Raw genomic sequence first — 24827 nt, 5'->3', positions numbered from 1 at the left:
CGCGCCGGGGCGCCCCGATTGCCTGGTCACCACCCGTCCTAGGACCGATCGTGGCAGGCGTCGGAGCGCCCCATGAGCCTTTCTCGCATTAACCCTGTGATCAGCCGCGCTCGCGCTGGTCGGCCGGGTCCTCGACGAGGCTGGTCGGGGACACCGGCTCCGGTGCGGGCAGCCCCTGCGGCCCCTTGCCGCCGGTGGCCTGCGCCTCGGCGACGCGTACCTCGTCGTGGATCTGCTGGGCGGCATCCGCCGCGGCCTGCGCCGCCTCCGCGGCCTCGCGCTCCACCTGGCTCGCGTGGTCGGCCGCCTCCGGCGAGGGAAGGTCCCCCACCATCTGGCTCAGCCCACCGAGCGCGCCGCCCATCCCCTCCAGGGCCTTGGTCAGCTCGGCCGGGATGATCCAGACCTTGTTGGCGCTGCCCTGGGCGATCTGCGGCAGAGCCTGCAGGTACTGGTAGGCAAGCACCTTCTGGCTCGGGTTGGCCTGGTGGATCGCGTCGAAGACCGTCCGGATCGCCTTCGCCTGACCCTCGGCCTGCAGGATGCGGGCCTGCCGGTCACCGTCGGCCCGCAGCACCGCCGACTGCTTGTCACCCTCGGCGGTGAGGATCACCGACTGCTTGTGCCCCTCGGCGGTCAGGATCGCCGCGCGGCGGTCCCGCTCGGCGCGCATCTGCTTCTCCATCGAGTCGCGGATGCTGGCCGGCGGCTCGATCGCCTTGATCTCGACCCGGGTCACCTTGATGCCCCAGCGGCCGGTGGTCTCGTCCAGCACACCCGAGAGGTGCCGGTTGATCTCGTCCCGGCTGGTCAGCGCCCGCTCCAGATCGAGCGAACCGATCACGTTACGCAACGTGGTCACGGTCAACTGCTCGATGGCCTGGAGGAAGCTGGAGATCTCGTAGGTCGCCCGGACCGAGTCGACCACCTTGAAGTAGAGAACCGTGTCGATCGAGACCACCAGGTTGTCCGAGGTGATCACCGGCTGCGGCGGGAAGCTGACCACCTGCTCCCGCATGTCGACCTTGGTACGGACCGCGTCGATGAACGGCACCAGCAGGTTGAGGCCGGGGCTGAGGGTGCGCTTGTACTTGCCGAGCCGTTCCACCACGTCCTGGCGTTGCTGCGGCACGATCCGCACCGCCTTGGCCAGCGTTATCACGGCGATCAACGCCACCGCGATCACCACCACCCCGATTAAGGTCATCCCGTTCACCCTCTCGATTCCGGCAACTCGCCGGCGGAAGAAACATCGTCCTGCCACACCAGGGCGGTCGCGCCCCGGACCTTTATCACCCGAACCCGTTGACCAGGGTCGTAGACCTGTGTCGTGTCGTACGACCGGGCGCTCCACAACTCACCGTCGATCTTGACGAGACCGTGCTCGGCGTCCACCCGTTCCAGCACCAGCGCCGTGGAGCCCTCGATCGCCTCCACGCCGAACGGCTGCTCGCCGCTCTCCAGCGCGGAGCGGCTGTGTCGCCGGATCACCGGTCGGACCACCACCAGGCTCAACGCCGACACCACCGCGAAGACCAGCGCCTGCACGGCCACCGGCGCGCCCAGGGCGGCCGCACCGGCGGCGGCGAACGCACCGGCCCCGAACATGATCAGAAATAGCGTCGTCGTGAAAATCTCGGCGACGGCCAGCAGCACACCCAAAACGATCCACACCACGGCGTCCACACCCCGATCGTGACACGCAAATGCACGCGCGACCTCCCCGCGAAGATCAGTAGGCTCGGCGAGGCCCTTTCCGGCTCGCCAAACCACCACTAAACGGCGGCCCGACCCGAGGAGATCCGGTTGACCCTGCTACCCGAGACCGCCCGACAGATCGACATCCGCGTCGCCCAGGCACAGGCCGACGGGCGCACCCCGTCGTTGGTGCTGGGCGTGGTCCGCGACGGCACGCTGGCACATGTTGCCGTCGCCGGCGAAAACCCCCGCCCGGATGTCGACCTGCAGTACCGGTTGGGCTCGATCAGCAAGACGATGACCGCCACCCTGGTCATGCAGTTGCGCGACGCCGGCCGACTGGCCCTCGACGACCGGCTGGAGCAGCACCTGCCGGGCACCGGTGTGGGCGCGCTCACCCTGCGCCAACTGCTCGGTCACGCCAGCGGCATCCAACGCGAACCCGAGGGCGACTGGTGGGAGCGGGCGGCGGGCGTCGACCTCACCACTCTGCTCGCCGAGGTCGACGCCGACAAGATCGCTTACCCGCCGCACCGCGCGTACCACTACTCCAACCTGGCGTACGGGCTGCTCGGCGGGCTGCTCGAACGGCTCACCGGGAAACCCTGGGCCGACCTGCTCGACGAACGGATCCTCACCCCGCTGGGCCTGTGCCGCACCACCTACGCGGCCACCGAGCCGTACGCCCGCGGCTACGTCGTCCACCCCTGGCACGCCACGTTGCGCGAGGAACCGCGTACCGAGACCGGCGCCATGGCCCCCGCCGGGCAACTCTGGTCGACGATCGAGGACCTGGCCCGGTGGGCCGCGTTCCTGGCCGACCCCGACCCGTCGGTGCTGGCCGCCGACACGCTGACCCAGATGTGCGCGCCCGTGGTGATCAGCGACCTCGACTCCTGGACCGGCGGGCACGGCCTGGGGCTGGAGCTCTACCGAGACGGCGAGCGCGTGTACGTCGGGCACGGCGGCTCGATGCCCGGGTACGTGGCCGCCCTTTCGGTGCACCGACCCACCCGTACCGCCGTGGTCGGCTTCGCCAACGCGTACGGCTTCCCGATCACCGGGCTCGGCCGCCAACTGCTGACCTCCGTGCTGGACGCCGAGCCGGCGTTCCCGCAGCCGTGGCGGCCGGCCACCGCCGCGCCCGCCGCCGAGGTGGCCGAGTTGACCGGTCGCTGGTGGTGGATGGGCACTCCGCTGGACCTGCGCTGGGAGGCGGGTGACCTGGTGGCCCACGTACGCGGTGAGCGGGTCAGCCGGTTCGTCGCCGAGGGGACGGACCGCTGGCGGGGACGCTCCGGCCCGGAGAACGGTGAGATCCTGACGGTGCTGCGCGACGACAGCGGACGGGCGCGGGCGGTGGACATCGCCACGTTCGTCTTCACGCGCAGCCCCGACGAGGCTCCCTGACCCGCCGCCGGACGGACCAGGCGGTCAGGCGGTCAGGCGGACCAGGCGGTCAGGCGGACCAGGCGGTCAGGCGGACCAGGCGGTCAGGCCGGCTCGGTGACGAAGTCGATGAGGCGTTCCATGGCGTTGATCAGGGGCGTCTCCACGTCGGCGAAGCTGTTCACCCGGGACAGGATGTGCCGCCACATGTCGGCCGGCTCGGCCACCCCGAGGGCCGCGCAGACCCCCTCCTTCCACGGCCGCCCCGGCGGCACCACCGGCCACGCCGCGATGCCCAACGCCGCCGGCTTGACCGCCTGCCACACGTCCACGTAGGGGTGCCCGGTCACCAGCACGTGCGGCGAGTTCACCCGGGCGACGATCCGGCTCTCCTTGCTGCCCGGCACCAGGTGGTCGACGAGCACGCCGAGTCGTCGGGTCGGGCCGGGGCCGAAGTCGCGTACCTCGGCGTCGAGCGCGTCGATGCCGTCCAACGGCTCGACCACCACACCCTCGATCCGTAGGTCGTCGCCCCAGATCCGCTCGACCAGCGCGGCGTCGTGGATGCCCTCCACCCAGATTCGGCTGGCCTTCGCCACCTGGGCCCGGACGTTGTCCACGGCGACCGAGCCGGACGCGGTCCGCCGACGGGCCGCCGGCACCGCCGCGCGGGTCGGGCGGCGCAGCGTCACCGGGCGGCCGTCGAGCAGGAACGCCGCCGGCAGCAGCGGGAAGTTACGCCGTTTACCGTGCCGGTCCTCCAACACCACCGCGCCGGCCTCGAAGCCCACCACCGCGCCGCAGAACCCGGAGTCGGCATCCTCGACCACGAGATCCGCCTCGGCGTCCACCTCGGGGGTGATCTTGCGCCGTCGCCAGTCGCCCGCCAACACGTCCTCGCCGTATCGCCCCGCCATGTCGATCACGCTAAACCCAGCCCGCGCCCACCCCGGCCCCCGACACACCGCCTCGCGTGCCGACCGCCGGCCACACGCCCCTGCCAGGGGGCGGGGATCGGGGCGAACAGGGCAGTTGGGGGCAGGCCGGGCGACCGGAGCGGCAGCCGAGACAGGGCCGGCCGTGACCACGTACCCTTTCGGCATGTCCACCCCCGCCACGGGCGCGGCCACACTCGCGCCGCGCCGGTCCAGCCGGTTCGTTGCCTGGGTGCGCGCGTGGCGTGCCGGTCTGGTGCCGTACGACGAGGTCGCCGACGCCATCGCCGGCGACGAGGAGCACCTCGTGGCGGACGCCCCCGGCACCTGGACCGACGTCCCGCTGGGTGCCGCGCTGCCCACCCTGGCCAAGCTCTCCCCGGACGACATCCGCCTGGTGCTGCCGGCGCCGGGCGACCCGCGTGGGCTGCCCGGCCCCGGCGACTTCGCCGGTGCGGCACTGGTCACGGGCGAGGCGGTGGTCGCCGGCGGGCTCGGGTTGATCCCCCAGGTGCGGCTGCACACCTCCGGTTCGGGGGACTGTTTCGAGACGGTGCTCTGGCGGGTCTACCCGCTACCGGCCAACGCGCCCGCCGCCTCCCTCGCACTCCCCGGTGCCGCCGAGGCGGAGGCCGAGTTGGCCGCCGCGCTGGCCGAGACGACCGCCGTGCTGACCCGTCTCGACGTGGCCCAGTGGCGGCCCGAGTTGGCCGGCGCGCTGGCCGCGCTGCGCCGCCCGGACGGCACCACCGACCTGCCACCGGGCTTCGACCCACGGTCCCGCCGGCTCTTCGCCCGGGCCGCGGTGCTCGACCGGGTGCTGGCGCTGGCCGGGCACGCCGCCCCCGGCGGCGCGATCAACAACTACGAGGCGCAGCAACGGGACGCGGCACTGCGGCCGCTCACCGCAGCCTGCCGTCAGGCGCTGGTGGCCGCCTGCAACGCCCCGCTGCGTCCCTGACCTGACCGCCGCCGCGAGACCGCCGCGGCGGGTCAGACCTCGTCCAGCAGGTCCGCGACGGAGTTGACGATCCGGGACGGGCGGTACGGGTAACGCTCCGCCTCGGTGCGGCTGCTGATCCCGGTGAGCACCAGGATGGTCTCCAGCCCAGCCTCCAACCCGCACAGGATGTCGGTGTCCATCCGGTCGCCGATCATCGCGGTGCTCTCCGAGTGCGCGTTGATGGTGTTGAGCGCCGAGCGCATCATCATCGGGTTGGGCTTGCCGACGAAGTACGGCTCGACCCCGGTCGCCTTGGAGATCATGGCGGCGACCGAGCCGGCGGCGGGTAGCGCGCCCTCCACGGACGGGCCGGTCACGTCGGGGTTGGTGCAGATGAACCGGGCACCGTCGTTGATCAGGCGGACGGCCTTGGTGATCGCCTCGAAGCTGTAGGTGCGGGTTTCGCCGAGCACCACGTAGTCGGGGGCGAAGTCGGTCAGCACGTAGCCGACGGCGTGCAGTGCCGTGGTCAGCCCGGCCTCACCGATGACGTACGCGGTGCCACCCGGCCGCTGGTCGGCGAGGAACTGGCCGGTGGCCAGGGCGGACGACCAGATGGACTCCTCCGGCACGTCCAGCCCCATCCGGCTGAGCCGGGCCGTGAGGTCCCGTGGGGTGTAGATCGAGTTGTTGGTCAGCACCAGGAACGGCTTGCCGGAGGCGCGCATCCGGTTGATGAACTCCGGTGCGCCGGGTACCGGCTGGCCCTCGTGCACCAGCACGCCGTCCATGTCGGTCAGCCAACTCTGCACGGGCTTACGGTCATGCATGATGATCCTCAGAGGTCAGGGGCGACGGGTCGGCACGCAACAGACGGTGGGGCAGGTGTCCCACATGGGCAGTTCGCCCAGGCGGCGGCGCAGTTGCGCGCCGTCCGGGTCGGTCCGCTCGGTGACCAGCTCACGCACCATGGTCACGAAGCGCGGGTCGGTGCCCGGCGTGCCGGCCCGGACGAAGTCCAGGCCGAGCTGCTTCGCCGTCTCCAGCGCCTCGGTGTCCAGGTCCCACACGACCTCCAGGTGATCGGAGACGAACCCGATCGGGCTGACCACCACGGCGGTGGTGCCGCCCTGCGCGAGGGCGGCCAGGTGGTCGTTGATGTCCGGTTCCAGCCACGGCACCTGCGGCGGGCCGGAGCGGCTCTGCCAGACCAGGTCGTACGCCAGGTCGGGTGCGGCGGCCGCGGCGACGAGCCGGGCGGTCTCGTGCAGCTGCGCCTCGTACCGGCCGCCGTGCGGGCCGGCGTTGGCCGCCATCGAGCTGGGGATGGAGTGGGCGGTGAAGACCAGCCGGGTGGTGTCCCGCTTCGCCGGGTCGAGCTGGCCCAGGGCCTCCCGGACCGCGTCGACGTGCGGCTCGACGAAGCCGGGGTGGTCCCAGAACTGGCGCAGCTTCTCGATCACCGGGGCGTCCGGGCCGACGGCGGCACGCGCGGCGGCGATGTCCTCCTGGTACTGCCGGCAGGACGAGTAACCGCCGTACGCGCTGGTGACGAACGCCAGCGCCCGGGTGACCCCGTCGTCGCGCATCTGGGTCACGGTGTCGGCGAGCAGCGGGTCCCAGTTGCGGTTGCCCCAGTAGATGGGCAGGTCGAGACCGTGCGCGGCGAAGTCGGCGCGGACCGCGGCCAGCAGGTCCCGGCACTGCTGGTTGATCGGGGACACCCCGCCGAAGTGCTGGTAGTGCTCGGCGACCTCGGCCAGCCGCTCGGGAGGGACACCCCGGCCCCGGGTCACGTTCTGCAGGAACGGCATCACGTCCTCGGGCCGCTCGGGCCCGCCGAAGGACACCAGCACCACCGCGTCGTACGACATGGGGTCATTCTTGTCCCTCGGCCGGGACGTCCCGGCGACGCCCCCTGGTCCGGACGCGTAGATCACGCGAACGGCGACCAGGGAGCGTCACGGTGCGGCGTCAGGAACCGATGGCGTGGTAGCCGCCGTCGACGTGGACGATCTCGCCGGTGGTGGCCGGGAACCAGTCGGAGAGCAGCGCCAGGCAGGCCCGCGCGGCGGGCTCCTGGTCGGTGAGGCTCCAGCCCAGCGGGGCACGCTCGGCCCAGGCGTCCTCGAACTGGTCGAAGCCGGGGATCGACTTCGCGGCGATGGTGCGCAGCGGCCCGGCGGCCACGAGGTTGCTGCGGATGCCCTGCTTGCCCAGGTGCAGCGCCAGGTAGCGGGACGCGGACTCCAGGCCGGCCTTGGCCACGCCCATCCAGTCGTACACCGGCCACGCCTTCGTCGCGTCGAAGGTCAGGCCGACCACCGCGCCGCCGGGCGACATCAGCGGCAGCGCCGCCATGGCCAGCGACTTGTACGAGAAGGTGGAGACGTGCAGGGCGGTCGCCACGTCCTCCCAGGGCGCGTCGAGGAAGCCGCCGCCCAGGCAGCTCTGCGGGGCGAAACCGATCGAGTGCACGACGCCGTCGAGGCCGTCGACGTGCTCGCGCACCCGGTCGGCGAGGCCGGCCAGGTGCTCGGTGTTGGTGACGTCCACCTCGATGACCGGCGCCGGCTCGGGCAGCCGCTTGGCGATCCGCTCGACCAGGGAGAGCCGGCCGTAGCCGGTGAGCACGACCTGCGCGCCATTCTCCTGAGCGAGCTTCGCCACCGAGAAGGCGATCGAGGCGTCGGTGATGACACCGGTGACGAGCAGTCGCTTACCGGCGAGCAGTCCGGACATCGCAGATTTCCTCCGTAGTCAAAAGGGTTAGTGGCCCATGCCGAGGCCGCCGTCGACCGGGATGACGGCGCCGGAGACGTACCCGGCGCTGTCCGAGGCCAGCCAGGTGACCACGGCGGCGACCTCGTCCGGGCTGGCCATCCGACCGGCCGGGATGGACTTGAGGATCTCCGCCTTGCGGTCGTCGGTGAGGCCGGCGGTCATGTCGGTGTCGATGAAGCCGGGCGCCACCACGTTCGCGGTGATGTTGCGGCTGCCCAGCTCCCGGGTGATCGAGCGGGCGACGCCGACGAGGCCGGCCTTGCTGGCGGCGTAGTTGACCTGCCCGGCGCCGCCGGCGAGGCCGACCACCGAGGAGATGAAGATCATGCGGCCCCACTTGGCGCGGAGCATCTTGCCGGAGGCCCGCTTCGCGACCCGGAACGCGCCGGTGAGGTTGGTGTCCACCACGTCGGTGAACTGCTCCTCGGACATGCGCAGCAGCAGCGTGTCGGCGGTCATGCCAGCGTTGGCGACCAGCACCTCGACCGGCCCCAGCTCGGCCTCCACGGCGGCGAACGCGGCGTCGATCGAGGCGGCGTCGGTGACGTCGGCGCGTACGCCGAAGAGCCCGTCGGGTGCCTCGCCGCTGCGGTGGGTGACCGCCACCCGGTCGCCCTGCTTGGCGAAGGCCTGCGCGATGGCCAGGCCGATTCCCCGGTTGCCCCCGGTCACCAGCACGGTACGGGCCACTGTTCCCCCTTGCGAATGGTCAGCACGGACGCGTCGGAGCCTAGGCGTTACCGGCAGGTAAGCGCTAACGGGAGTCGCGTCACACTGGGGTACGACACCGGGATCAACCCCTGGTGGCACGCCTCGTGACGGGGTCGACCCGTAGCCTCCGGGTGGTGAACCGGCATCCGATCGGCGCGGCCCTGCGGGCCCTGCGGCAGACCCTGCTGGGCCCGGACGCCCCGCCCGGCCGGCCGCTGCTGGCCCGTTGGCCCGGGCCGGCCCGCTACGCCGCCCCGGTCGGCCTGCTCGCCGCGCTCGGCCTGTTCCTGATCACGCTGACCGTGGAGAGCGAGTGGGGCCTGCCGCCGCCGATCGCGCTGCTGTTCGCGGCGATGACGGTGGCGCCGCTGCTGGCGCTGCCCCGGCGTCCGCTGTTGGCCTGGCGGCTGACGGTGCTGGCCCTGCTGATCTGCACCTTCAACGCCCCGGCCGACCAGGCCTGGCCGTGGACCCCGCCGCTGGCGCTCGGCTCGATCGCGGTGCTGGCGGTGGTCGTCGCGCGGGTCGACCGGCCGGTGCTGGCCTGGGTGGTGACGATCAGCACGGTGCCGGTGCTGATCTCGGTCCACCCCGACAACCGGGTCCCGGTCCTGCTGCTGCTCGGCGCGCTGGCGATCGTCGGCGACCTGATCCGCCGCAACCGGCTGTCCCGGCACGCGCTGGCCGCGCAGGCCGAGCTGAGCGAACGCGAGCAGGAACGCCGCGCGGTGCTGGAGGAACGCACCCGGATCGCCCGGGAGATGCACGACGTGGTGGCCCACCACATGTCGCTGATCGCGGTGCAGGCGGAGACCGCCCCGTACCGGCTGACCGACGTGCCGGCCCCGGCAGCCGCGGAGTTCGTCGCCATCGCCGCGTCAGCCCGTGACGCGCTCACCGACATGCGGCGGCTGTTGGGGGTGCTGCGCAGCGAGGCGACCGGGCCGCAGACCGCGCCGCAGCCGGACCTGACCGACCTGGGCGCCATGGTGGACGCGGCACGCCGGGCCGGGCTGCCGGTGACCCTGAACGCCGATCCGGTGGACGACGACCGGGTGCCCGCGCCGGTCGGGCTGGCCGCGTACCGCATCGTGCAGGAGGGCCTGGCCAACGCAGCCCGCCACGCGGCCGGCGCCGCGGTGCGGGTCACCGTCCGCGCCGGTCGATCCGGCCTGGGGGTACGCGTCGAAAACTCCCCGGCCGACGCCCGACCGACCGCCGACGGCGGCTCCGGCCACGGGCTGACCGGCATGCGGGAGCGGGCCACCTCACTGGGCGGTACGTTCACCGCCGGGCCGCTGCCCGACGGGGGTTACGCGGTGGCGGCCGAGTTGCCGTACGACGCGGAGGGCGGGGACGGATGATCCGGGTGCTGATCGCCGACGACCAGGCGATGGTCCGGCAGGGTTTCGGCGCGCTGCTCGCCGCCCAACCGGACCTGCTGGTGGTGGGGGACGCCGCCGACGGGGCACAGGCGGTGGCCGCCGCCCGCCACCTCGACCCGGACGTGGTGCTGATGGACGTGCGGATGCCGGTCATGGACGGGCTGGAGGCCACCCGCAAGCTGCTCGGTGACCGGTCGACGCAGCGACCCCGGGTGCTCATCCTCACCACCTTCGACCTGGACGACTACGTGTACGAGGCGCTGCGGGCCGGGGCCAGCGGGTTCCTGCTCAAGGACGCCCCGGCGGCCGATCTGGTGCAGGCGGTGCGGGTGGTGGCGGCCGGGGACGCGCTGCTCGCCCCGGGGGTCACCCGTCGGCTGATCGCCGAGTTCGCGAACCGTCCGGACCGCCGCCGCCCACGCCCCACCGACCTGGCCGGGCTCACCCCGCGCGAGACCGAGGTGCTGCGGTTGATTGCCCGGGGCCGCAACAACGCGGAGATCGCGGGTGACCTGGTGGTGGCCGAGCAGACCGTGAAGACGCACGTCGGGCGGATCCTGGCCAAGCTGGGTCTGCGCGACCGGGCCCAGGCCGTGGTGCTGGCGTACGAGACGGGTCTGGTGTCCGCCGGCGAGTAGCCCCGGGGAGCCAGCGCGGGAACGGCTCCGCGGGACGACGACCCGGCCCAGCCCCTGGGCGCACGCTCCCTCCGGACGACATTCCGGAGGGAGAACGTGATGCGACGACGAGGTGCCAGCCGGGTCGCGATGGCCACGCTGCTCGGCGTGAACCTGGTCCTGCCGACCCGACCCGAGCCGGCCACGGCGGCGGGGTTCGTCGAGGCGTACCCCGTGGTGGCGGCGGCGATGCGCGCGGCCGGCCCCCCGTACGCGGACTGGGCGGCCGGCGGACGCCGGTTCCTGCTGTTCGACGAGCGTGGTGACGGCCGCGCGGTCGAGGTGCTCGGCGACCTCGCCGACGCGGACCGGATCGCGGTGCTGGTGCCGGGGGTCGGCAGCACGCTGGCCGACTTCGACCGGGGGTTGGGCGGGGTGGCCCGGCGGGCGCCGGCGGTGCAGGCCGGGCAGCTCTTCCGGGAGTTGCGGGCGACCGACCCGGCGGCGCGGGTCGCGGTGCTGGCCTGGCTCGGCTACGACCCGCCCGACGGGGTGTTGACCGCCGCCGGTGGCGTCAGCGCCCGGCGCGGCGCGGCCGGACTGGCCACGCTGCTGCGCGAGTTGGCCGGGCGGCGTCCGGCGGCGACGATCACGCTGGTCGGGCACAGCTACGGGGCGCTGGTGGTGTCGCTGGCGGCGGCGGACGCCCCGTCCCAGGTCACCGACGTGATCAGCCTCGGCGGCGTCGGCGCCGGGGTGCAGCGCGCCGACGACCTGCCGGGCGGGCGGCGGTTCTGGGCGGCCGAGGCGCCGACCGACTGGATCCGTCGGGTACCCCCGGTGCGGCTGCCCGGTCTGGGCTTCGGCCGGCGACCCGGTGACCCGGCGTTCGGCGCCCGGCCCCTGCCGGTGGGCGGGGTGGCGGGGCACGACGGCTATCTCGCGCCGGGCAGCGCCGCCCTGGTCGCGGTGGCGACGGTCGTGCTGGACGGCGTCGACGCCGACCCGATCGGGGATGCCCGATGAGCCGGGACCGTGCCGTCGACGCGCTGCGGGCGTACGCCATCGGCGGGGTGGTGCTGGGGCACTGGCTGGTCACCGGGCTGGTGCTGACCGGCGACGGTGGGTTGCACCAGGCCAGTCCATTGACCGCCCTGCCCGACCTGGCCCCGGTGACCTGGGTGTTGCAGACGCTCGGGTTGTTCTTCTTCACCGCCGGGTTCGGGTCGACCCGTTCGCTGGCCCGCTACCCGGGCGGCGCGGGCGGTTGGCTGGCCGGTCGGCTGCGTCGGCTGCTGCTGCCCACGGTGGCGCTGCTCGGTGTGGGGGCCGCCGTGCTGCTCGCCGCCACCGTCGTCGGTACCTCGGACGACACGCTCGCCGTCGCGCTGCGGCTCGCGGTCAGCCCGCTGTGGTTCCTGCTGCCGCTGGTGATCCTGGTCGCGGTGACCGGCCCGCTGCGCGCCGCCGTACGCCGGTGGGGGGTGGCGCGGTGCGGGACGCCGGCGGTGGTCGTGGTCGCCGCGGCCGACCTGGCCGTCCGGCTGCTGCCGGCCGGCGCCGACCTGCCCCCGGTCACCGTGCTGGCGGCCTGGTCGGTGCCGTACCTGCTGGGTGTGGCGCACGCCGACGGGCGGCTGGACGGCCGGCGCGCGGGCGCCACGTTGGCGGCCGGTGGGGCGGTCGCGCTGGCGGCGCTGCTGGCGCTGGGCTACCCGGTGAGCGCGGTCGGCGTGCCCGGGGCCGGGGTGTCCAACCTCAACCCGCCGTCGCTGCTGGTCGTGGCGCTGGCGGTCACCCAGGTCGGGCTGGGGCTGCTCGCCCGGCCGGCGCTGCACCGGCTGCTGACCCGGCCGCTGCCGGGCCGAGCGGTGACCGAGGTGAACCGGTTCGCGGTCCGGATCTACCTGTGGCACCAGCCGGTACTGGTGGCGGTGACCGCGCTCACCGCCCGCAGCGGGCTGGCCCTGCCCGGTCTGCACACCATCCCGGACGACCCGGGCTGGGTGCTGGCGCGCTTCTGCTGGCTGCCGCTGCTCGCCGCGGTGCTGGTCACGGTCGTACGGGTGGGTCAGCCGAGATCGCTGCTCCGCCGAGGCGTACCCGCCGGTGGTGAGCGGCGTCGCCGACCGGGCGGTGGAGGGGTCGCGGGCCGGTCAGCCGAGTGCGTTCCGTCGGCACCGCAGGTGTACGATCATCGACGTTCCGGCCCGCCCGACTTGCAGGAGGTGATCGCTGTGCGAGATAGCGATCCTCCCAGTCGTGGCCGGGCCGATGGTCAGTCCCGCTGAGCCACGACTCAGTCTGGTGAGCTGACCCCGCTCCGCTCCCCACCACCTGGGCACCTGCCGAGGTGAGTGTGCCGCGCCGCCCGATCCCGGGCGGTCGCCGGGAGCCGCCCGGTCACGACTTCGTGTGCGCGTCCCCACCCCCTGCGGTCCGCCCCCGCACGCGGACCGTCCAGCCGCCACCCGGAGCCGTCATGAGCCGCTACGTCGCCCCGCTGGGCTTCACCCTCGCCGCCGTCTGGGTGGCCATCGTCTTCGTGCTCGCCGGCGGCGGTCACTGACCCCTCCGGGCCGGCGGTTGGCGCCGCCCCCTGCCGGTGCCGGCGGCGGTCGTCGACCGCCGCCGGCGCAGCGGTTCACAGCATCCGGGACGACCAGAGCAGACTGAACGCGCCCGCGCAGAGCGCCAGCAGCAACGCCACCCCGGCGTACCACTGGGTCACCTCACGCGGCTCGGTGCGGAACCCGATCGAGCTGCCCATGTCCTGGTAGACCTGCTTCAGTTCGCTCACCGAGGCCGCCTCGTAGAAGTAACCCTCGGTGGTCTCGGCGAGCTCGGCGAGGGCCATCCGGTCCACCGGCACCCGCTGCAACTGCCCGCCGATGTCGACCTGGCCGGTGTCGGTGCCGAACGCGATGGTGGAGACCGGAACGTTGGCGGCCTGCGCGGCCGCCGCCGCCTCCTCCACCGCCCGGCCGGAGGTCCGGAAACCATCGGAGAGCAGCACGATCCGGGCCGGTGGAATACCCGCCGCACCGTCGGCCGGCACCGACCGGATCGCCTCCAGGCAGGTGAACACCGCCTCACCGGTCGCGGTCGCCTCGGCCAGCACCAGCCCGTCGATGGCGCTGGTCACCGCGTCCCGGTCCTTGCCCGGCGGCACCAGCACGTTGGCCGCCTTGGCGAACGACACGAGGCCCAGGTTGTAGCTCTCCGGCAGCTCACTGACGAACTGCTTGGCCGCCTCCTGGGCCGCCTCCAGCCGGTTCGGCGCCACGTCGTCGGCCTGCATCGACAACGACACGTCGATGGCGAGCATCACGGTGGCCCGCTCCAACGGCTCCTTGGTGTCCACCGCGGGACGGGCCAGCGCGGTGGCCAGCACCAGCAGGCAGAGCAGGAACGCGGTCGCCGGGACGTGCCGACGCCAACCCAGGCCCTTCGGCGCCACCGTACGCAGCAGGTCCACATTGGTGAACCGCATCGCGTACGCCCGGCGGTGCAGCTGCCGCCAGACGTAGAACGCGGCGAGGGCGAAAACCGGCAGCACAGCCAGCAGCCACCACGGTTGCAGAAAACGGATCATCGTGTCGTCCCCCGGGTACGCGCGTGCCGCTGCGCGGCCACGAATCGCACCATGTCCAGCAGCCAGTCTCGGTCGGTACGCAGACGCAGGTGGGCCGCGCCGGCGCCGCGCAGGGCGGCGGCGATCGCGGCCCGTTGGGCGGTGGCGGCCTCGGCGTAGCGCTGCCGCAGCCGCGGGTCGGCGGTCTGCACCTCGTGCAGCTCGCCGCTCTCCGGGTCGACCACCGGCAACACGCCCACGTCGGGCAATTCCAGCTCGCGCGGGTCGACCACCTCGATGGCCAGCACGTCGTGGCGGACCCGCAGCTTGCGCATCGGTCGCGCCCACTGCTCGACCGGCGCGAGGAAGTCCGACACCACCACGGCCACCCCGCGACGGCGGGGCGGACGGTTGAGCATCTCGACCAGGGCGCCCAGATCGCCACGGCCGGGCCGGATGGCGGTGCCGGCGACGGCACGCAGCAGACCCTGCGCCTCCTTGCGACCGGAGCGGGCCGGCAGCCGGGTGAGCACCCCGGGCCCGACCGGCGGTGCTCCGCCGCGCCAGCGTCGGGCCGGCGCGGACACCCCACCGCCGGTGCCGATCACGGCGCCGATCCGGTTACCCCCGCGCACGGTCAGGTGGGTGATGGCGGCCGCGGCGGCCACCACCACCTCCCGCTTGAGCCACTGCCCGGTCCCGAAGTCCAGGCTGGCGGAGAGGTCCAGCGCGAGCCAGGTCTCCAGTTCCCGGTCGGCGACCGTACGACGCACGTGCGGTGTGGTGGTCCGGGCGGTGACCGGCCAGTCCATCCGGCGCACGTCGTCGCCGGGGCGGTACTCGCGGGACTCTCCCGCCTCACTGCCCGGCCCGGGCAGCAGGCCGGCGTAGTCGCCCTGGAGCAGACCGTCGAGCTTGCGGGTGACGAGCAGCTGAAGCCGGGACAGCACGGCCTCGCTACGGTCGGCGAGGGGGGCCGGACGAGGGGTGGGTGAGGTCACGGCCGCTGCCCGGGCCAGCCGGCGCCCGGCGGCGGCGCGATCGACGGTGGGGTGGCCTGCTGCCGGGGAGCGACCGCCGGGAGCGGGATCGTCGACATCACCCGCTGCACGATGTGGTCGGCGGGCACGTCGTCGGCGAGCGCGTCGTAGCTGAGCACCAGCCGGTGCCGCAGGATGTCCGGCGCGATGTCCTGCACGTCCTGCGGCAGCGCGTAGTCACGCCCGCGCAGCAGCGCCAGCGCGCGGGTGGCCCGGACCAGACCCAGCGAGGCCCGCGGGCTGGCACCGTACTGGATCAGTTGCGCGACGTCGGGCATGCCGTGCTCGGCCGGGGCCCGGGTGGCCAGCACCAGCCGGACCGCGTAGTCGACCAGGGCGTTGTGGACGAAGACCTGGTCCGCCTTGCGTTGCAGGGCGATCAGCTCCGGGGTGTCGAACACCGCGGTCGGCTCGGGCGCGGCCACGCCCATCCGGTAGACGATCTCCCGTTCCTCCGCGTCGGTCGGGTAGCCCACCACGATCTTCATGAGGAACCGGTCCCGCTGCGCCTCCGGCAGCGGGTAGACGCCCTCCTGCTCGATCGGGTTCTGGGTGGCCATCACCAGGAACGGGTCCGGCACCCGGTGGCTCTCCCCACCGATGGACACCTGCCGCTCGCTCATGACCTCCAGCAGCGCGGACTGCACCTTCGCCGGCGCCCGGTTGATCTCGTCGGCGAGCAGGAAGTTGACGAAGACCGGGCCCAGCTCGACGTCGAACTTCTCGCTCGACTGCCGGTAGATTCGGGTGCCCATGATGTCGGCCGGCACCAGGTCCGGGGTGAACTGCACCCGGGCGAAGGACCCGCCGACGACCTTGGCGAGGGTCTCCACCGCCAGGGTCTTGGCCACCCCGGGCACGCCTTCGAGCAGGCAGTGACCGCGGGCGAGCAGCGCGACGAACATCCGCTCCACCATCCGGTCCTGCCCGACGATCACACGTTTGATCTCGAACAAGCCCTTCTCCAGCAGGCTGGCGTCCTGCGCGGGTGTGGTCACCGGCGCGGGCGCCGCTCCGTTCGGCGTCGGGGCGTCGGGCATGGTCGGCTGGGCCACCGGTCCTCCACAGCGTTTGTCGGTCGTCGCGGCTCGTGCGGTATCAAGACTCGCACGCCTTGCTGAGTGTCGAGGTGGGGAGAAGCCGATTTTGGCCGCGCCGTCCCCAGCAGCCGAATCGTGCATCTCGGGAGTGCACGGACCGGCCCGCCGCGTGTACGATTCACCCCGTCGCCGGGCGGCTCCCCCCGTGGTCGCCCGGCGCTCAACTTCTCCGTCCCGCCGCCCTAGACTGGCCGGGATGAGCATCCCCTCCCCCGCCGACGAAGCCCTGGTCTGTTCCGCCCGGGGCTGCCGGTCCGCCGCCGTCTGGGCGCTGGAGTGGAACAATCCTCGTCTGCACGACGCCGATCGGCGCAAGACCTGGTTGGCCTGCGCCGAGCACCGGGGCAGACTCGGTGACTTCCTGGACGCTCGAGGCTTCCTGCGTACCGTCACTCCGGTGCCCGGATCGCCTACGCTCGACCTGTGAGCGGCGACCCTCCGGCTTCCCCCGGCCCCACCTCCCCGTCCTGGCCGCCCACCCCGGCCACCGCACCACCCGGTGTCGAGCCGCCACCCGGCGCGTTCCCCGCACCCGGCACGCTCGGCCCGGAGCCCGCCGCGCCGGATGTCTCGACGCCCGCCCCGCTGCCACCGGGTGCGCTGCCGCCCGGCCACCGGCCGGCACCCGCCGCCGACCAGCGCCCGCCTGACCTACCCTCCCCCGGCCTCCTGCCGTCCGACCCCGTCCCGCCCGGCGCCCTGTTGACGGCCGCGCCGGGTGGTCGGGGTCCGCTGGAGCCCTGGCCGGACACGGTCAACTGGCAGCCGATCTCCACCGACCTGATCTGGGTGGAGCTGATCCGGCTGGCGATCGTGGTCGCCATCGGGCTGGCGGTGACCGGGGTCGGCTGGGCGTTCAGCGGGCACTGGCTGTTCGGGCTCGCCGTCGCCGTCGTGCTGGTGCTCGGCGCGTGGCGGGCCGTCGCGATCGTCCGCGCGGTCCGGGCGTGGGGGTACGCCGAACGGGAGAACGACCTGCTGGTCCGGCACGGGTTGCTGGTCCGCCGGCTCTCCATCGTGCCGTACTCGCGGATGCAGTTCGTCGACGTGAGCGCCGGGCCGTTGGAGCGCGCCTTCGACCTGGCCACCGTGCAGTTGCACACCGCGGCGGCGGCGAGCGACGCCCGGGTTCCCGGCCTGCGTCCGGCGGAGGCGTCCCGGCTGCGCGATCGACTCACCGCGCTCGGCGAGGACCGGGCGGAGGGCCTGTGAGCGCGAGGAGTGAGCCGGGGTTGCGAGCCCCGCAGTCGCGAACGAAAGGCGACCCTGTGAGCACCCGCGCGGGCAGCCGCCGACCATGTCGAGGGCCGCTCCGATGAGCGACGGGCCCGCCGAGCCGAGCACGGTCCCACCCACCGGCCCGACGCCACCGGGGCCGGTGCTGCCCGCCGGCGCGGCACCCGTCGGCGCGGCACCGCCTGCGCCGACCGGCGTGGCACCGCCGGGGCCGGTGCCGCCGGGGGCGCCCACGCCGTGGCCGGCGTCACCGGGCGGCGGCGACGGCGAGCCCCGACAGCGACTGCATCCGCTCAGCCCGGTGCTGCACGGCGCCAAGTCCCTGGTCGTGGTGATCGCCGGGCTGTCCTGGTCGACCCTGTCCCGGGTGGGGTTCGGGTGGTTCGCCGCCATGGTGGCGGTGCTCGCGCTCGGCGCCACCGTGCTGTCGGTGATCAGCTGGTACAACACCGGCTACCACGTCGTGGGCCGGGAACTACGGGTGTACGAGGGGCTGCTCTGGCGGCGTACCCGGGCCATCCCGTTGGAACGGTTGCAGGCCGTGGAGGTGGTCCGGCCGCTGCTCGCCCAGCTCACCGGCCTGGCCGAGCTGCGCCTGGAGGTGGTCGGCGGGGGCAAGACCGAGGCGCCACTGGCGTACCTCGGGGTGGCCGACGCGGCCCTGCTGCGCGAGCGTCTGCTGGCGCTGGCCGGGCGGGTGGCGCAGCTGCCCGCCCCCGGCGACGCGGCGGCCCCGGTGGCCCCGGGCGCGACGACGCCGCAGGCGGCCGCGCCGGGCCGGCCACTGCACGCGGTACGCAACCAGAACCTGCTGGTCAGCCAACTACTCACCCCGCAGGCGTTCCTGCTCCCGTTCGGTGTGGCCTTCGTCGTGGTGCAGTTCCTCACCGCCGGGTCGTGGTCGTTCGTCGCGGTGGCGAGCACCCTGACGGCGATGGCGGGTGTGCTGCTGCAACCGATCCGCCGGGTCCTCGACGACTGGAACTTCCGACTGGCGCGCGACGGCGGCACGCTGCGGGTGCACAACGGCCTGCTGGAGACGCGGGCGCAGACCGTGCCGCTGGAACGGGTGCAGACCGTCCGGGCCACCTGGCCGTTGCTGTGGCGGATGAAGGGCTGGCTGCGGCTGCGGCTGGAGGTGGCCGGCTACTCCGTCGCGGAGGCCGACGACCGCAACCGGCCCGACCGGCTGCTACCGGTCGGCGACCTCCCGACGGCGACGATGATCGTCGCCGAGGTGCTTCCCGGGGTACGCCTCGACGCGCTCCCGCTGAGCCCGCCACCGCGCCGGACCCGTTGGCTGCACCCACTGGGCCGTGCCGCGTTCGGCGCCGGGCTGTTCGACCGGGTGTTCGCCACCCGGTCCGGGCGGCTCACCCGGCAACTGGTGATCGTGCCCTACGCCCGGATCCAGAGCGTGCGGGTGGTCCAGGGGCCTGTCCAGCGCCGTCTCGGGTTGGCCACCGTGCACGCGGACACCGCGGGCGGCTCCGGCGCCACCGCCCAGGACCGCGACCTGGCAGAGGCCTGGGCCCTGGCAGCCGACCTGACCACCAGAGCGCACCAAGCCCGCACCCAACCCTGACCCTGCGCCCGTTCCCCCTCCCTCCCTCCCCTCCCCCGCGTTGATCATGAAGTTATTGCGCCGACACGCCGCGCGGGAGGGCAATTACTTCATGATCACCGGGCCGGGAGCCCTGGGGTCGGGCCGAGAGGGCCAGGCCGGGGGTTAGTGGTCTGCGGGGACTGCGGGGTGGGTGGCGGTGTCTGGGCCGCGTGGTGTTGGGGGCTCGGGTTGGCCGGGTGGGGGGTCGGTGGGGTCGGTGGGCTGCTCCGTGGGCCGGTCCGGCTTGACGCGCGGGTGACGGGCGCGCCACGCCGCCCAGCCGCGCTCCGCCAGACCGACCACCAGGAAGGTCAGCCCCACGTACGCCCAGCCGACCAGCACGTCGATCACGTAGTGCTCACCCGAGTAGACCAGGGTGAAGGTCATCGCCAGCGGGTACGCGAGCAGCAGCGGCCACCAGCGACGACGGGTGGCGGTCAGGAAGAACAGCACCACGAACAACGCCCACGCGGTGTGCAGTGAGGGCATCGCGGCGACCGGGTTGGAGGCGATCTGGCCGGCGTTGAGGACGTTGCCGGCGCCGTGCATGCCGAACGCCTTCCAACCCCGGGTCGAGATCCGGGCGACCTCGGTGAGCAGGCCGTTCTGCGCCGCCCACCAGGGCGGGGCGGCCGGGTAGATGAAGTAGGTGACCAGGCCGGCCGCGCAGAGGAAACCCCAGCGCCGCATGTACGCGGCCCAGCGGTGCCGGTCGCGCAGCCAGAGCACCGCGGCGGCGGTCAGCGCCACCACGAAGTGGGAGAAGTACACCCAGCTCGCCGCGACATCCCACCAGTGCACCTGCGGGTGGTAGAGGTGCTGCTGCAACCAGACGGTGGGCACCTCGCCGCCGGTGGCCCAGCCGAACATGAACCGGTCGGCGACGATCAGCTCCATCGCGTGCGGCGTTGCCCCGTTGTCGGCGAAGCCGCGCGAGAGGTTGTACACCACGAACAGCAGCACCACCGGCACCCAGTCCCGGGCGAAGCGCAGGTGGCTCCGCCAGGGCCGTTCGCTGTTCCAGGCGATGGTCGCCAGCCAGATCCAGACGAAGGCGTACGCCGGGTCGGTGGGCAGGCCGATGGCCAGCCACGCGGCGACGAAGGCGACCGCCCAGACGGTCATGGCGACGACGCGCCGACGACCCCCGTCCGGGGACGCGGGCGGGTCGGTCCGGGCGGGGGGCTGGGGGTCAGTCACGACGGCCATCGGGGTCAAGGTTAACGACGGGTACGGCATAGACCGACGGGGACCACCCGTTGGTCGTCGGGGGTGGGTGCGCCCGGATCGCCGGGCGCGTGCTCGACGTGTCCGGCGAACACCTAGGCTGACGACCATGCAGGAGCAGCCCGAGCCGGCCTTCGCGCCGGGTCTGACCGCCCAGGTCGAGTTGACCGTCACCGACGCGGACACCGCCCAGGCGGTCGGTTCCGGGGACGTACCGGTGCTGGGCACTCCCCGAGTGCTGGCGCTGGCCGAGGCGGCCACCGTCGCGGCGACGGCGACCGGAATGCCACCCGGTTCGACGACCGTGGGCACCCGGGTCGAGTTGGAGCACCTGGCGCCGACCGTGGTCGGCCGGACGGTCCGCGCGCAGGCGCTGCTGGCGACCGTCGACGGTCGCCGGCTGTCGTTCGAGGTCACCGTCAGCGACGGCGACCAGACGGTGGCCCGGGGCCGGGTGGACCGGATCCTGGTCGACCGGGGACGCTTCGTCGAGCGCGCCGGGCGGGTCTCGTGAACGCCGACTTCGTCGAGGTCGCCGACCGGGTGCACGTGCTGGCCGAGCCGCTGCTGCGGGTCAACGTCACCCTGGTCGTCGGCGACGACGAGGCGCTGCTGGTGGACACGCTCTCCTCGGCCGCCCAGGCCACCGAGCTGGCCGCGGCCGTCCGGGCGGTCACCGACCGTCCGTTGACGCTTGTCAACACCCACCACCACTACGACCACTGCTTCGGCAACGCGGTCCTGGCCGGCGACCCACCCCGCCCGGTGTACGCGCACGAACTGGCCGCCACCGCCCTGCGCGAGGAGCCGGAGCGGCTGCGCCGGGAGGCGTACGAGGAGTTGCGCACGGAGCACCCGGCGCTCGCCGCCGAGCTGGCCGACACCCCGTTGCTCGCTCCGACCCACACCGTTCACGTCGAGACGGTTCTCGACCTGGGCGGCCGGCGGGTGCTGCTGCGACACCCGGGGCGGGGGCACACCGAGGCCGATCTGGTGGTGCACGTGCCGGACGCCGACGTGCTGGTCGCCGGCGATCTGGTCGAGCAGAGCGGCCCGCCCGCCTTCGAGGACTCGTACCCCCTGCAGTGGCCGGACGCGGTCGCGGACCTGCTGCGGCTCACCACCGCGCGCACGGTGGTCATCCCGGGCCACGGCGACCCGGTGGACGTCGACTTCGTCCGGGCCCAGCACGCGGAGCTGGCGAAGCTGGCCTGGCTGATCCGGGCCGCGCACACCGGCAGCGCCCCTCCGGAGCGGGTGGCCGCCGAGGCCCCCTTCGGCGCCCGCCCCGCCCTGGTCGCCGCCCACCGCGGCTACCTGGAACTGACCGGCACGGCCTGACCCACCCGGCGCAGCTACACCTGGGTACGCCGCCACTGCTGGTGGGTGCCGGTGCCACACGTCCACTTCGCGAGGCGGGCACCCTCGGTGGTCGAGGTGCGAAGAGAGTCAGCGGGAGCGTATGCGTTCGGTGATCAGCCCGATCGATGCGAAGGTGGCAGTAAGGAAGCCCATCACGCAGGCGACGATGAGCAAGCTGAGCCCACCGAGTGCGCCGTCGCTCAACGGGTCGACGCCCTCCACGTAGTCGGGCGAGATTGAGTCGGACTGTGCGTCGTTCGTCTTGATGAAATCTACGGCCCACCAGGTCGTCCAGCCGAAGGCGACCGCGAGGACAGGGGCCAGCCAGAGGAAGATGCCCTTCCAAAGGGGATCGTGTTGTTTACCGACAGCCTGCGGACAGCGGCTCTTCAACGTCTCGGCCATCGCCCTGGCATCGCGGGTGAGACCGTTGAATTGCAACCGGGCGCCGTCGTCAAGGCTTACCAGACAGCCGAAGTCCCAACCGAACCGGGCAATGTTGCCCTTCTCGATCACGACGAGGCCGTAGACCTGTTCCCATGTCCAGGTGCGCCGGCCGCCCCGCCTGACATGCGCGAGGCCGTGCTCGTGAATCTCGTACGACTCGGCCAGACCGCCCCTTATGGCCTTCGTCAGTTGTGTGATCGCGACCGGCAACGCCACCGCGACGATAACCAACGAGTAGCCGATCAGCCGGCCGAAGCGACTGGGGATCCACGAGGTGGCGATCACGGTAGCCATCACACCCGTCGGAACGCCCGCGATCAGCAACGCTCCAATCGCGATAGCCCACCGCCGGCCGTTCGATACCGGATGGACGCTGACGAGTCCGCCGAGTGACTGCACCTGAACGAGAGTAGCCGCCCTGCGGCGCGCGGTCTCCTCGTCAGAGTCAGGGCGACCTACGGTCAGCGGACAACCGGCATCTAGGCGGTGAAGCGGTTCTGTACGGCGGCGCGGGTGGGCATGGCGGTGGCGCCGCCCGGGGATTCGCAGACCAGGCCGGCCACCCGCAGCGCGAAGGCCACCCGGTCGGTCCAGCCGGACGGGCCCTCCGGTTCGCCGTCGACGAGCAGGTCGGCGATCAGCGCGGCCATCACCGAGTCACCCGCGCCGGTGGCGTCGATCGCGTCGACCTTGGGGGCCGGCACCCGGACCGGGTCGGCGTCGGCGGCGGCCAGAACGGCACCGGCCGCGCCGAGCGTCAGCACCACCGTGGCCGCCCCCAACTCACGCAGGTACGCCGCCACTCCCTCGACCGGCTCACCGGGATAGAGCAGCACCGCGTCGGCGGCGCTCAGCTTGACCAGGTGCGCGCCGGCGGCGAACTCGGCCACCACCTCGCGCAGCCCTTCCAGCGCGGCTGGCCCGTTCAGCAGCCGGGGCCGTACGTTCGGGTCGAAGACCCGCAGGCCGGTGGCGAGCGACCAGGCACGTCGAGCGGCGGCCAGCGTGTCGGGTCGGAGCAGCACGATCGAGCCGCAGTAGAGCACGTCGGCGCCCTCCAGCAGCGCCAGGTCCAGATCGTCGGGGCCGAGCAGTCCGTAGGAGGCCGGCTCACCGTAGAAACGGAAGTCCGGCTCCGGCCCGGCGTACGTGACCACCGCGAGCGTGGTCGGCGCCGGAACCGTGATCGCACCGGCCACCCCGACGTCGGCCGCGGTGAGGAAGGCGCGGATCCGGCCGCCGAGCGCGTCGTCACCGAGCGAGCCGACGAACTGTGCCGCAGCGCCGAGTCGGGCCACCCCGACGGCGACGTTGAGCGGCCCGCCGCCGATGGCCTGGCGATAGACCCGCTCCCCGTCGAGTTCGCTGTCGAGCAGGTCGACGAGCGCTTCGCCGAGCACCACCGCGTATCCCATGCCCATCCCCTCTTCGTCGCCACCGGCCGCCGCTCGCCGAGCCGATCGCCGTGGCACCAGGCTGGCACACCGCACGGCCCGATGGGCGCCGAAGGCCCCGCACCGACGCGCGACTACCCCGGCTGGTGGATCGGCCCGTCGAGCGCCGCGAGGGGGCGGCCGGTGCCGCCCCACCGGGCCGCGACGATCTGCGCGGCCACACTCACGGCAGTCTCCTCAGGGGTACGACCACCGAGATCCAAACCGATCGGGGAGGCGAGCCGGGCGAGCTGCGCCGGGCCGAGCCCCGCCTCGCTCAGCAGCTTGTGTCGCTCGTCGTGGGTGCGCCGTGAGCCCATCGCGCCGACGTACGCCAGCGGGTGGCGCAGCGCCAACTCCAGCAACGGCACGTCGAACTTCGGGTCGTGGGTGAGCACGCACACCACCGTCCGCTCGTCGAGCCGACCGGCCGCCAACTCCGTTCGCAGGTAGTGGTGCGGCCACCGCACCACTACCTCGTCCGCCTCGGGAAAGCGGCGCGCGGTGGCGAAGACCGGCCGGGCGTCGCAGACGGTGACCCGGTAGCCGAGGAACGCACCGATCCGGGCCACCGCGGCGGCGAAGTCGATCGCCCCGAAGACGATCATCCGGGGCGGGGTGGCGTACGTGGTCACGAAGAGGCTGACGCCGCGGCCCCGGCGCTGCCCGTGGTACCCGTACCGGAGCATCCCGCTGCGCCCGGCGGCGAGCAGCCCGAGGGCGTCGGCGCTGGCGGCGTCGTCGAGCCGGTCGTCGCCGAGCGAGCCGACGGACCGCTGGGCGGTCAGCACCAGCCGCCGGCCAAACCGCCGGGCCGGGTCGGCTGCCGGGTCGTTGTGGACGTCGGCGAGTGAGAAGTCGGCGTCAGCGGGTGGGTCGCTGGCGTCGGCGGGTGGAGTGTTGGCGGGTGGGCCGTTGGCGTCGGCGGCCACGCAGGTGACGATCGCCGCCGGGTGGCCGCCGCGACGGGCGGCGGCGACCGCGTCCAGCGCCGGCAGGGCGTTCGCGTCGACCCGCTCCACGAACACGTCGAGGATGCCGCCGCAGGTCAGGCCCACGGTGTACGCGTCGTCGTCGCTGATCCCGTAGCGGCGCAGCTCGGGTTGACCGGTGTCGAGCACACGGCGGGCCCGCTCGTAGAGATCCGCCTCGACACAGCCGCCGGAAACGCTGCCGATGACCGTGCCGTCGGCCGCGACCACCATGGCGGCGCCGGGCGGCTGCGGGGCGGAGTGCCAGGTGGCCACGACGGTGGCCAGCGCGATCGGCTCGCCGTCGCGGCACCGGCGGTGCACCTCGTCGAACACGTCCGGCACCGCGGCCGCCTCTCCGTCCCGCTC

At 73.3% G+C, this 24827-nt stretch carries 26 protein-coding genes; 12 read left to right on the top strand and 14 right to left on the bottom strand.

The annotated features are described in order from the left end of the window. Positions 1-100: 100 nt before the first annotated feature. Entirely contained in the window at positions 101-1207 is a 1107-nt protein-coding gene (locus ACIBD9_RS23415; RefSeq protein ID WP_387171438.1) for an SPFH domain-containing protein, read from the bottom strand. Positions 1208-1212: 5 nt separating this feature from the next. Beyond that, the gene (locus ACIBD9_RS23410) at positions 1213-1686 is read right to left on the bottom strand and encodes an NfeD family protein (RefSeq protein ID WP_238657184.1); all 474 of its coding nucleotides are present in this window, start codon (positions 1684-1686) and stop codon (positions 1213-1215) included. Between the two features lie 120 nt (positions 1687-1806). Here ACIBD9_RS23410 and ACIBD9_RS23405 point away from each other — a divergent pair, with 120 nt between their 5' ends. Continuing rightward, positions 1807-3108, top strand: a complete 1302-nt coding sequence (locus ACIBD9_RS23405; RefSeq protein WP_396720839.1) for a serine hydrolase domain-containing protein — start codon at positions 1807-1809, stop codon at positions 3106-3108. A gap of 83 nt (positions 3109-3191) precedes the next feature. Here ACIBD9_RS23405 and ACIBD9_RS23400 read toward each other — a convergent pair whose 3' ends face one another. After that, the gene (locus ACIBD9_RS23400) at positions 3192-4004 is read right to left on the bottom strand and encodes a DUF3097 domain-containing protein (protein WP_396720837.1); all 813 of its coding nucleotides are present in this window, start codon (positions 4002-4004) and stop codon (positions 3192-3194) included. A 184-nt stretch (positions 4005-4188) separates the two neighbouring features. Between ACIBD9_RS23400 and ACIBD9_RS23395 the strand changes: the two genes are divergently transcribed. Continuing rightward, on the top strand, positions 4189-4983 hold the full coding sequence (locus tag ACIBD9_RS23395; RefSeq protein ID WP_238657187.1) for a hypothetical protein: 795 nt from the start codon (positions 4189-4191) through the stop codon (positions 4981-4983). Between the two features lie 32 nt (positions 4984-5015). On the opposite strand, the gene ACIBD9_RS23390 is transcribed toward ACIBD9_RS23395, so the two are convergent. The 4 genes from ACIBD9_RS23390 to fabG form a co-directional block, all read right to left on the bottom strand. Continuing rightward, a complete protein-coding gene (locus ACIBD9_RS23390) occupies positions 5016-5795 on the bottom strand; it encodes an HAD-IIA family hydrolase (RefSeq protein ID WP_238657188.1) in 780 nt (259 codons plus the stop codon). Between the two features lie 15 nt (positions 5796-5810). Continuing rightward, positions 5811-6839: a ferrochelatase gene (locus ACIBD9_RS23385; protein ID WP_396720833.1), complete on the bottom strand. Its 1029-nt coding sequence runs from the start codon at positions 6837-6839 to the stop codon at positions 5811-5813. Positions 6840-6939: 100 nt separating this feature from the next. Beyond that, a complete protein-coding gene (fabI, locus tag ACIBD9_RS23380; protein ID WP_091403861.1) occupies positions 6940-7707 on the bottom strand; it encodes an enoyl-ACP reductase FabI in 768 nt (255 codons plus the stop codon). Between the two features lie 27 nt (positions 7708-7734). Then, the gene (fabG, locus tag ACIBD9_RS23375) at positions 7735-8439 is read right to left on the bottom strand and encodes a 3-oxoacyl-ACP reductase FabG (RefSeq protein ID WP_396720830.1); all 705 of its coding nucleotides are present in this window, start codon (positions 8437-8439) and stop codon (positions 7735-7737) included. A gap of 155 nt (positions 8440-8594) precedes the next feature. Between fabG and ACIBD9_RS23370 the strand changes: the two genes are divergently transcribed. The 5 genes from ACIBD9_RS23370 to ACIBD9_RS23350 all read left to right on the top strand — a co-directional run bounded on the left by ACIBD9_RS23370 (position 8595) and on the right by ACIBD9_RS23350 (position 13031). Continuing rightward, positions 8595-9824, top strand: a complete 1230-nt coding sequence (locus ACIBD9_RS23370) for a sensor histidine kinase (protein ID WP_396720827.1) — start codon at positions 8595-8597, stop codon at positions 9822-9824. Then, a complete protein-coding gene (locus tag ACIBD9_RS23365; protein ID WP_396720825.1) occupies positions 9821-10483 on the top strand; it encodes a response regulator in 663 nt (220 codons plus the stop codon). Before ACIBD9_RS23370 ends, ACIBD9_RS23365 begins: the two co-directional genes overlap by 4 nt. Before the next feature lie 99 nt (positions 10484-10582). Continuing rightward, positions 10583-11488, top strand: coding sequence for an alpha/beta hydrolase (locus ACIBD9_RS23360; RefSeq protein WP_396720822.1), 906 nt, complete (start codon positions 10583-10585; stop codon positions 11486-11488). Next, positions 11485-12753, top strand: a complete 1269-nt coding sequence (locus tag ACIBD9_RS23355; RefSeq protein WP_396720819.1) for an acyltransferase — start codon at positions 11485-11487, stop codon at positions 12751-12753. The genes ACIBD9_RS23360 and ACIBD9_RS23355 overlap by 4 nt, the downstream gene beginning before the upstream one ends. Positions 12754-12815: 62 nt before the next feature. Beyond that, the gene (locus ACIBD9_RS23350) at positions 12816-13031 is read left to right on the top strand and encodes a hypothetical protein (protein WP_196925116.1); all 216 of its coding nucleotides are present in this window, start codon (positions 12816-12818) and stop codon (positions 13029-13031) included. A 75-nt stretch (positions 13032-13106) separates the two neighbouring features. Here the strand turns inward: ACIBD9_RS23350 and ACIBD9_RS23345 are convergent, their stop codons facing one another. The 3 genes from ACIBD9_RS23345 to ACIBD9_RS23335 are packed head-to-tail and all read right to left on the bottom strand — an operon-like array spanning position 13107 to position 16131. Next, positions 13107-14057, bottom strand: a complete 951-nt coding sequence (locus ACIBD9_RS23345; protein ID WP_238682141.1) for a VWA domain-containing protein — start codon at positions 14055-14057, stop codon at positions 13107-13109. Continuing rightward, on the bottom strand, positions 14054-15055 hold the full coding sequence (locus tag ACIBD9_RS23340) for a DUF58 domain-containing protein (RefSeq protein WP_396721003.1): 1002 nt from the start codon (positions 15053-15055) through the stop codon (positions 14054-14056). Before ACIBD9_RS23340 ends, ACIBD9_RS23345 begins: the two co-directional genes overlap by 4 nt. Then, positions 15034-16131: a MoxR family ATPase gene (locus tag ACIBD9_RS23335; RefSeq protein ID WP_091403835.1), complete on the bottom strand. Its 1098-nt coding sequence runs from the start codon at positions 16129-16131 to the stop codon at positions 15034-15036. The genes ACIBD9_RS23340 and ACIBD9_RS23335 overlap by 22 nt, the downstream gene beginning before the upstream one ends. A gap of 241 nt (positions 16132-16372) precedes the next feature. Between ACIBD9_RS23335 and ACIBD9_RS23330 the strand changes: the two genes are divergently transcribed. The 3 genes from ACIBD9_RS23330 to ACIBD9_RS23320 all read left to right on the top strand — a co-directional run bounded on the left by ACIBD9_RS23330 (position 16373) and on the right by ACIBD9_RS23320 (position 18997). Beyond that, positions 16373-16603, top strand: coding sequence for a hypothetical protein (locus ACIBD9_RS23330; protein WP_396720815.1), 231 nt, complete (start codon positions 16373-16375; stop codon positions 16601-16603). 242 nt (positions 16604-16845) lie between these two features. Beyond that, complete coding sequence (locus ACIBD9_RS23325; RefSeq protein ID WP_387171772.1) at positions 16846-17388, top strand: PH domain-containing protein; 543 nt, start codon at positions 16846-16848, stop codon at positions 17386-17388. A gap of 103 nt (positions 17389-17491) precedes the next feature. Continuing rightward, the gene (locus ACIBD9_RS23320; protein WP_396720812.1) at positions 17492-18997 is read left to right on the top strand and encodes a PH domain-containing protein; all 1506 of its coding nucleotides are present in this window, start codon (positions 17492-17494) and stop codon (positions 18995-18997) included. A gap of 144 nt (positions 18998-19141) precedes the next feature. On the opposite strand, the gene ACIBD9_RS23315 is transcribed toward ACIBD9_RS23320, so the two are convergent. Then, positions 19142-20227 (bottom strand): phosphatase PAP2 family protein, encoded by a 1086-nt coding sequence (locus tag ACIBD9_RS23315; RefSeq protein WP_396720809.1) that lies wholly within the window; start codon positions 20225-20227, stop codon positions 19142-19144. Positions 20228-20354: 127 nt separating this feature from the next. On the opposite strand from ACIBD9_RS23315, the gene ACIBD9_RS23310 reads away from it, so the two are divergent. Further along, complete coding sequence (locus ACIBD9_RS23310; RefSeq protein ID WP_124820573.1) at positions 20355-20759, top strand: thioesterase family protein; 405 nt, start codon at positions 20355-20357, stop codon at positions 20757-20759. Next, the gene (locus ACIBD9_RS23305; RefSeq protein ID WP_396720805.1) at positions 20756-21586 is read left to right on the top strand and encodes an MBL fold metallo-hydrolase; all 831 of its coding nucleotides are present in this window, start codon (positions 20756-20758) and stop codon (positions 21584-21586) included. The genes ACIBD9_RS23310 and ACIBD9_RS23305 overlap by 4 nt, the downstream gene beginning before the upstream one ends. Before the next feature lie 108 nt (positions 21587-21694). Here ACIBD9_RS23305 and ACIBD9_RS23300 read toward each other — a convergent pair whose 3' ends face one another. The 3 genes from ACIBD9_RS23300 to ACIBD9_RS23290 all read right to left on the bottom strand — a co-directional run bounded on the left by ACIBD9_RS23300 (position 21695) and on the right by ACIBD9_RS23290 (position 24803). Beyond that, entirely contained in the window at positions 21695-22453 is a 759-nt protein-coding gene (locus tag ACIBD9_RS23300; RefSeq protein WP_396720803.1) for a hypothetical protein, read from the bottom strand. An 80-nt stretch (positions 22454-22533) separates the two neighbouring features. Next, entirely contained in the window at positions 22534-23469 is a 936-nt protein-coding gene (locus ACIBD9_RS23295) for a carbohydrate kinase (protein ID WP_396720800.1), read from the bottom strand. 113 nt (positions 23470-23582) lie between these two features. Continuing rightward, positions 23583-24803 carry an XdhC family protein gene (locus ACIBD9_RS23290; RefSeq protein ID WP_396720797.1) on the bottom strand — a complete coding sequence of 407 codons (1221 nt, stop codon included), beginning with the start codon at positions 24801-24803 and terminating at the stop codon, positions 23583-23585. Between the last annotated feature and the right edge of the window lie 24 nt (positions 24804-24827).

Origin of the sequence: Micromonospora sp. NPDC050784 (genome assembly GCF_044456765.1) — a bacterium.
In the GTDB taxonomy this organism is placed as follows: Bacteria; Actinomycetota; Actinomycetes; order Mycobacteriales; family Micromonosporaceae; genus Micromonospora; species Micromonospora foliorum.
This window is presented reverse-complemented; position numbering and strand designations above follow the sequence as displayed.